This is a genomic window from Methanobacterium sp. (genome assembly GCA_030017655.1).
Lineage (GTDB): Archaea > Methanobacteriota > Methanobacteria > Methanobacteriales > Methanobacteriaceae > Methanobacterium_D.
Genome location: JASEIM010000086.1, coordinates 1 through 617 on the forward strand (window position 1 = coordinate 1; position 617 = coordinate 617).

Genomic DNA, 617 nt, shown 5'->3' on the forward strand with positions numbered 1-617 from the left:
CTATAATTGTTGACATGGCTTTAGATTCTCAAACTATCCATTGCATACTGAGTATTCGTAAAATAGACCAGAATGTCAGGATAATTGCAGAAGTAGAGCGTTATGAAAATATAGAACAGATACAGCTTGCCGGTGCAAATCAGGTCATATCTCCTTTTGTAATCTCTGGAAGGCTTATGTATAAAAGCATTGATGATGGATATGAAGCTCTCTTTGTTCAGGAAGTCTTAGCAGAACATAAAAACAGGGAAATGAAAGAAGTAAAAGTAACAGAAGATAGCTATTTTGTAGGTAAAACTGTGCGCGAAGCAGACATACACGAAAGAACAGGTATCATACTTGTGGGTATTGGTGATAATGGAAATTTAACCATAGATCCATCCAGGGATTACGTTATTAAACCAGGGACTATATTGCTTGGAATTGGAAAACCTGAAGAGTTTGAAATTTTAGAAAAAGAGTGTATGGGCTCAAATAAACCTAAATAGGATCAAATAACTTTATTTCAATTCTTTTAAAGGGTTTTATTTCCAAAGTTCCGTTTTTATAAATATTTTTAAAAGAATATGCAATTATATTAACTCCTTTTTTATGAGCATTCTTTAAAGCAATTGAAA

The 617-nt window shown here is 32.6% G+C and carries 1 protein-coding gene; it reads left to right on the forward strand.

Translation table 11 applies throughout. The features are described from left to right. Window positions 1-488 (forward strand): TrkA C-terminal domain-containing protein (locus QMD61_11740; protein ID MDI6725305.1); only part of this gene is annotated, 488 nt, incomplete at its 5' end. Between the last annotated feature and the right edge of the window lie 129 nt (window positions 489-617).